At 38.7% G+C, this 7,624-nt stretch carries 7 protein-coding genes; 4 read left to right on the top strand and 3 right to left on the bottom strand.

Annotated elements, in window-relative coordinates; all coding sequences use genetic code 11:
* On the bottom strand, window positions 1–224 hold a 224-nt coding region (locus FPQ10_RS13175; RefSeq protein WP_222103049.1), incomplete at its 3' end, for a hypothetical protein.
* 282 nt (window positions 225–506) lie between these two features.
* Window positions 507–881 carry a TIGR04086 family membrane protein gene (locus FPQ10_RS03775; protein WP_144160524.1) on the bottom strand — a complete coding sequence of 125 codons (375 nt, stop codon included), beginning with the start codon at window positions 879–881 and terminating at the stop codon, window positions 507–509.
* 104 nt (window positions 882–985) lie between these two features.
* On the opposite strand from FPQ10_RS03775, the gene FPQ10_RS03770 reads away from it, so the two are divergent.
* Window positions 986–2,260: an ArsB/NhaD family transporter gene (locus FPQ10_RS03770; protein ID WP_144160521.1), complete on the top strand. Its 1,275-nt coding sequence runs from the start codon at window positions 986–988 to the stop codon at window positions 2,258–2,260.
* 439 nt (window positions 2,261–2,699) lie between these two features.
* On the opposite strand, the gene spoVB is transcribed toward FPQ10_RS03770, so the two are convergent.
* Entirely contained in the window at window positions 2,700–4,244 is a 1,545-nt protein-coding gene (spoVB, locus tag FPQ10_RS03765) for a stage V sporulation protein B (protein ID WP_144160518.1), read from the bottom strand.
* A gap of 152 nt (window positions 4,245–4,396) precedes the next feature.
* On the opposite strand from spoVB, the gene FPQ10_RS03760 reads away from it, so the two are divergent.
* The 3 genes from FPQ10_RS03760 (at window position 4,397) to FPQ10_RS03750 (ending at window position 7,619) form a co-directional block, all read left to right on the top strand.
* Window positions 4,397–4,711, top strand: a complete 315-nt coding sequence (locus FPQ10_RS03760; RefSeq protein ID WP_144160515.1) for a post-transcriptional regulator — start codon at window positions 4,397–4,399, stop codon at window positions 4,709–4,711.
* A 52-nt stretch (window positions 4,712–4,763) separates the two neighbouring features.
* The gene (secDF, locus tag FPQ10_RS03755) at window positions 4,764–7,058 is read left to right on the top strand and encodes a protein translocase subunit SecDF (protein ID WP_144160512.1); all 2,295 of its coding nucleotides are present in this window, start codon (window positions 4,764–4,766) and stop codon (window positions 7,056–7,058) included.
* Window positions 7,059–7,253: 195 nt separating this feature from the next.
* Window positions 7,254–7,619, top strand: a complete 366-nt coding sequence (locus tag FPQ10_RS03750; protein WP_144160509.1) for a LapA family protein — start codon at window positions 7,254–7,256, stop codon at window positions 7,617–7,619.
* Window positions 7,620–7,624 lie beyond the last annotated feature (5 nt).

Genomic DNA, 7,624 nt, shown 5'->3' with positions numbered 1-7,624 from the left:
AGTGTTAATTTGTGGAGCTTCAGTGTTAAATTGTGGATCTCAGTGTTAATCTGCGGGCCTTCAGTGTTAATTTGTGGGGCTTCAGTGTTAATTTGCAGGGCTTCAGTGTTAAATTGTGGATCTTCAGGGTTAAATCGCAAGGCTTCAGTGTTAATTAGCGAATCTTCAGTGTTAATTAGCGGAGCTTCAGCGTTAATTCGCAAACCTTCAGTGTTAATCCGCAAATATGCCTGCCATCATCCGTTTCTTGTCTTACATAAAAAAACCGGCACCAACCGAATTGAAAAGTCTACTCGGTTAGTGCTCTTTTTTACATGCATTCTCTAACTCATTCGAAAGCCAATCTTTCCAAAGGCCTTACTTTGCTCTGAGTAATTGAATGCGGCAGTATGTTTCCGAAGCAAGTATTTTTTGCCAAAATGTTTCAATCTGACTCAACTTCAAAGATTCTTCCCAGCCTCCAACTTATGATTAAGTACCGCTTTTTAGGAAAGTCAGTAGAACATTTAACTTTCATTTTTAGAGAAATTCACACCAAACATACTCCCCGTAATGGCAGCGATGAGGAAAATAAGAAAATAGGTTGCTTGACGATCAGCAAGCCAGTAATCGTAAGCTAGAAATTGATAAAACATGACCCCAAACACATAGATAGCCCCGGTTAAAAGGCCTGTTAGCCATCCTTTATGAAACGTTTTTCTACCAGCGATAAATCCACCAATCATCAAAACGAGAATACTCGCGATAAAGGTTGTCCATGTTAACGTCGTGCTTGATAAATCTGTAAATTTCACAAACATAGCAATGATCAAACTGCAGAAAAACATAAGAACTAGAATAGATGCAATTCCATATAAGATACCACGTAATCGATTATTCATTATGCTTTGTCCCCCTTTGTATTAAGACTATTGCTATAAATTATGCATGTTTCCTTATAAAAAGACGTACTTATTTGATAAGAGAGACTAAAGGGGACAAGGATATGGAACTAGTGATCACGTTAGTTGTATTCATTATCAGTTATATTTTTTTGCTTTGGGATCAAATCAACCGCGCACTCGTCGCTTTGAGTGGAGCTGCAATTCTTATTTTGTTCAATATTTTCAGTGTAGACGAAGCGTTATCGACTTATGTTGATTGGAGTACAATTGTCTTATTATTTTCCATGATGGTATTGATATCAATTACACAGAAAACAGGTGTGTTTGAGTTTATATCGATTTGGATGATTCAAAAGGTCAATGGAAAACCGGTTCCTCTGTTTTTGTGGATCGGAGTGATGACAGCAATCGGTTCCGCGTTGTTGGACAATGTCACGACCGTCTTGCTACTTGTACCTGTCATCATCAATATGACGAAGCAATTAAATCTACCTGCTGTACCCTACTTGATCATGGTGATTATCCTCTCAAATGTTGGTGGGACAGCAACCATGATTGGTGATCCACCGAATATTATGATCGGACAAGCGGTTGAACGATTTACCTTTATTTCATTTATTGTTCATCTAGGGCCCATTATTCTCATCATCTTCACTGTTGTCATGGCACTATTATTATTTTTGTTTCGTAAACAATTGCGGCCACAAACTGCCCCAGCCTCTATGGAAAAGATCAAACCGACAGATGTACTGAAAAAATCACCCTTATTGTATCAATCACTTATTATATTAGGTTTAACAATCGTTGGTTTTACCTTCCATGGGTATTTACATATTGAACTGACGACGATTGCATTTTGTTCAGCCTTATTATTATTACTCTTATCGGAAAAAGATAAAATGACTGAAACGGTTTTTGAAAAAATGGAATGGACAACATTGTTTTTTTTCATTGGGCTGTTTGTGCTCGTCGGTGGTTTGGAAGAGGTCGGCTTGATTGATCGGATGGCAGAGAGCTTTTTGGACATTACAGGTGGCGAACCGATGACATCGTCCATGTATATTTTATGGTCAGCTGGTTTGCTATCTGGATTCTTAGACAACATTCCCTATGTCGCTGCGATGATCCCGGTTTTGTTTGAATTTGAACAGTATGGAGTGGTCGCAACAGATTCGATGTGGTGGGCATTGGCACTTGGCGCATGCCTCGGCGGGAATGGATCATTATTAGGAGCATCCGCCAATGTCGTCGTTGCCGGAATAGCTAGCACACACCAGATAAAGATTCGTTTTATAACGTTTATGGCTTACGGAATGCTAGTCGTATTGATATCGATGATTTTATCATCCATTTATCTATACGTAAGATATTTTTAGGTGATGGAATTTCTGCAATCGGTTATTTACTTCAAAACAAAATGGCTAGACGAATGGAGAGGCACTGACTTCGGTCGGTGTTTTTTTGTGTGATAAACGTTGATATTGAATAGTCAGCGCTTAAGACATTCTTAATTTGTTAAGAAGCAGAGGCAATTAATACGGTAGTAGGAAGGCAAACAGCTACCTAAAAACACCAACGTTTATTACTGAAGCTAGCTTGGTAAACTTCTACAAAAGAAGCACGCTAATCACAGATAAAGTGTCCATCCTTCGTGCCATCTTTGAATAGAAGCGCTCTAATCGCAGATAGAGCACCCTAGAGCGCTATCTTCAATCAGAAACACCAAAAGGGTAGAGCTCAAAATTGAGCTCCACCCCCGATTAGCAGCATTCAAAACAGTTCCTAGTCTCTTAACTGCAACTAGTCAACGATCATTTACTTTGAGTTTCTTTGAAAGAGTTGTCTCCACTCCTCTATGGTCACTAACTTCATAATTAGTAAACCAATCAGATACATGATTCCCAAACTAACCGAGACAACTAAAATTAATTGAAAGTCAGATGTAAAAGAATGGTTTGTGATGATCCAATTCCCAACGATATACAAGAGGGTAAGTAGAAAACCCATTCGAATGATCAATGAAACAGGTAATTTGAATCGAATCAGACGATATAAAGCAGCAAAGTGCAACAACGTAACCACCAATATCCCTACAACGACCGAAAGAATGACACCATCGATACCAAAATTCGGATTGGTCGCGAGTAACCATAAAACAGATAATTTAACCATTGCACCAATCAGGCTATTAATCATCGCATGTTTGGCATAATTCAACGCTTGAAGAGCAGCTTGGAGTGGCGCTTGAAAATACAACAGTATAAAAAACGGAGCCATAAACTTCAAAAATTCGGCACCATTATTCGTTCCATAGATCAGTTGAAGTAAACTTGCAGACAATAACATAAATAAGATGGTCGCCAGTCCGCCAGATACAAAGGATAGCCGTAATGCTTGAGTAATTCGAAAATGAACGGTTCGATGATGCTTTAAGGCGTTTGATTCACTAACCGATGGAATTAAAGCGACAGATAATGAGTGGGTGATAAAAGTCGGTAATAATAGAAGCGGCATGACAAAGCCGGTTAGTTGCCCATAAAGAGAAGTGCTTTGTGAGACGGTATATCCTGCGATAAATAAACTCTGTGACACAAGAATGGGTTCAAAGAAATAAGTAATTGAGCCAATCATCCGGCTCCCTGCTGTCGGCAAAGCAATTTGGAATATATTCACATATGTATTTTTCAATGAACGGAATGGATAGCGTGAAACGGTTAATTGTCTTCTTTTCTGCGATCGTTTAAAACAATAAAAAATATAAGCTAATGAAGCGAGTTCACCAAGAACAGCAGACCCCATAGCACCGGCTGCTGCATGAGCCAATCCAAAAGGCAAGAGTAGTTTAATCATGATGACGACGAGTACAATTCGAATGACTTGTTCGATGACTTGTGCAAAGGCTTGAGGCTTCATGTTCTGTAATCCTTGAAAATATCCACGTAATACAGACGAAATTGCAATGATGATTATAATCGGACTCATCACAAGCATCGGTAATAATGTCCGTTCATCTAATAATAATCTCTCTGCAATGACAGGAATGAAGAGGGCGAAAAAGATAGTCAATACAATACTTAAACTGACTGTAATGGTAAATGAACTATAAAGAATTTTTTTGATTCGTTTTCTGTCATTGATTGCAACAGCTTCAGAGACTAATTTAGAAACGGCCACCGGAATACCTACTTGGGATAATGTAATCATCAATAATAATGCCGGAACTGTCAGCATGTAGATTCCGACGCCTTCCTCTCCTAATAACCTGGCCATGACCATGCGATTGACAAAGCCAAGTAAGCGGCTGATCATACCCGCGACAATTAAAATCAATGCACCTTTAATAAAAGTTTGTTTGGACATCTCATAGGCCCTGCCTTCTCAAATGAATAAATTTTAGGTACAATAATTTATATGCTTCAATAGGTACAAGTCATGACAAGTCTTTAAGATGTCAATTACTTAAGCCTTTATTAATTGGACTGCAATTCAAAATAGACAGGGGCGTCGAACGATTGGATCACTATACTCGACATGTTGATGAATGGCGAAATGAAACGTGTGAAGTTTTACAAAGTAAAGTAGATGAACTAAAATTGTTAGGCTATGATGGAGTCAATGCGGAAGAAACCTGGGCATGCCTCTTAGCAAAGGTGTGGAAAAAAGAAAAACGCTTAAGGCTTCATCAAGTTATACAGGATATTTTGCATTTGAGCGGCAGTACCTATATGAGTTATTTGACTGTCGAAGCGCAAAAGCAAGCAAATAATGATGATTTGTTCCAACAGATTGGGGCATTAGAAGTTGCGACTGAGGAAGGTCTAAAATAAATCGGTTAAATGAACGAACAGAAGCAACGTTAACAAGGAAGGAGTCTTACATATGAAAAGAAAAGGCAGAATTATTGCCTTCTTTCTAATTGTTCTACTTTTAGGAGGAATAATCGGAACGACAACCCAAGGAATTACGAAAGATATTCCACTTGGTCTCGACCTACAAGGCGGGTTTGAAATTCTTTATGAAGTTGAACCGATTGATGACGATCAAGAAGTAAATAACCAAATGATGGAAGCTGTTGTACAAAGCCTGTATAAGCGGGTGGATATACTAGGTGTCAATGAACCAGTTATTGATATCGAAGGTGAAAATCGGATACGCGTTCAACTGGCTGGTGTGAGTGACCAAAATGAGGCAAGAGAAATACTTTCGACAACGGCTAGTTTGTCTTTTCGAAGTGTAGAAGATGAGTTTTATTTTGGCGGCTCAGAACTGGTTGAGGGTAGTGCACAGCAAAACTTTAACGAATTTAACCAACCAATTGTCACATTAGAAACGAAAAGAAACTTTTCAAATAGTGAATACGAAAACTTTGAAGAGTTAACGCGTGAGGTTTCTCAATTACCGAGTAGACCAACCGCCGAGGTTCCTTATCCACAAAATTTAATTGTTATTTGGCTGGACTATCAAGAAGGGGACTCCTTTGCTGAAGAATACGGGAAAGAAGACCCGAAATTTATTTCAGCACCTAGTGTAAGTAATCCAATTCCTGGAACAAATGTTCAAATTGACGGATCGTTTACCGTTGAAGAAGCCAAAAATTTAGCGGATATGCTAAACGCCGGTTCATTACCAGCAGAATTAACAGAAGTTTATTCTGTCGCTGTCGGGGCTCAATTTGGTGAACAAGCCTTCGACAAAACCGTTTTTGCCGGAATTCTTGGGGTTATTCTAATATTTGTGTTTATGATCATTGTTTACCGTTTCCTAGGTGTTATCGCAGTTATTTCACTTAGTGCGTATATCTATTTGATTTTGCTCGTCTTTAATCTAATCAATGGTGTACTGACGCTTCCGGGCATTGCCGCTCTCGTTTTAGGTGTTGGTATGGCTGTCGATGCGAATATCATCACGTATGAACGGCTGAAGGAAGAATTGCGGGCAGGAAAAACCGTCGCTTCAGCGGCAAAAGCTGGTAATAAGCGTTCATTTACTACGATTTTGGATGCGAACATTACAACAATTTTAGCAGCAATTGTTTTATTTATCTTTGGTACGAGCTCTGTCAAAGGCTTTGCTACGATGTTAATCATCAGTATATTACTAAGTTTCATTACGGCTGTTTATGGTACAAGGTTATTGATGAATTTGTGGATTAAAAGTAAAGCCTTGAACAATAAGCCAAGATGGTTAGGTGTCAATCCAAAAGAAATCATGGATATTAGTAAAGGGGAAGAAGTCAAGCCGACTTTCTTAGGTAAAGCATTTGATTTTGTGAAACACCGTAAAATTTATTTCAGCACGTCAATTCTGTTGATTATTGTTGGAGCCATATTTTTGGCAACGATGCGATTGAACTTAGGAGTCGATTTTGAAAGTGGTTCAAGAATTCAAGTCATGGCTGAAAACCAATTGACAGTGGAAGAGGTCCGTACAGAGTTTGAGGAACTCGGACATGAACCAAAACAACTAGTACTTGCTGGGGACAACGAAGAAATGGCGATGGTCCGTTTTGACAAAGTACTTTCACAAGATGAGATTGCTGAAGTCAACAATCATTTTCAAGAACTATACGGAAACCAACCGAGTGTCAGTACCGTTTCACCTCAGGTGGGACAAGAGCTGGCCAAAAATGCCGTTTATGCCGTATTGATTGCTTCAATTGGTATTGTGATCTATGTCGCCATCCGATTTGAATTGATATTTGCGATAACGGCGATTATCGCATTACTGCATGATGCATTCTTTATCTTGGCGTTATTCAGTATTTTCCAGTTTGAGTTTGATATTACGATTATTGCAGCGATCTTAACTATTGTCGGTTATTCCATCAATGATACGATTGTTACGTTTGATCGGATTAGGGAGAATTTGAGTCTTGAAAAACGAGTCAAGTCATTCAAGCAGTTAGCTCACGTCGTTAATAAAAGCTTGATGCAGACGTTGACGCGTAGCTTTAACACAGTAATTACTGTTGTGTTTGCAGCGGTCATGCTGTTTATCTTTGGTGCTCAAGCCATCACTTACTTCTCCTTTGCCTTAATCGTTGGTTTGATTGCAGGAACGTATTCATCCTTGTTCTTGGCGGCTCAGCTATGGTTAGTATGGAGAGGAAAAAATATTGAGTCCAATCCAATTATTCAAAAGAAGAAAAAACCATCCGGTGGCCCTCAAGTTTAAAACAAAATAGCAAGTTTTAGACCCGAACATGCTTTTATCATCCGTTCGGGTCTTTTTGTAACTTTTACTGACTAAAGTGAGCATCACACAGAAGTGGTTGGTGATTAGCCGAGTAATCATAAAAGCAAACGAATAACACACATACTTACCGGGTAAATAAAGAACAATGCACAAAAGCGAAGAGGAGGGACCATGATGAAGCAACAAACATGGATTATATTAACTTTATTATTTGCCTTGATTATTGCGGTCTTTGCTGTAATTAATGTTGAACCGGTGCAAGTGGATTTCTTGTTTGTGCAGACGGACGCACCTTTAATACTTGTTATATTATTGTCTGCTTTACTCGGTTGCTTAGCTGTTGCAAGCGTGACGTATGCTAAATTTTATCAATTAAAAAAAGAGATCAGACAGCTGAAAAAAGAAAATGAATCTCTCTTGGAACAAGAAGAAACATCAATGATTGAAGAAAATCATGATACCAGTTACGAAGGTGACCAAAAAATAGATCAACAACAAGGTGAAGATTCGGAAAATGAACAGAAGAAGGATTGGCATTAATCTTT

The sequence above is a fragment of the Allobacillus sp. SKP2-8 genome (genome assembly GCF_007559355.1).
GTDB classification, from domain to species: Bacteria; Bacillota; Bacilli; order Bacillales; family Alkalibacillaceae; genus Allobacillus; species Allobacillus halotolerans.
This window is presented reverse-complemented; position numbering and strand designations above follow the sequence as displayed.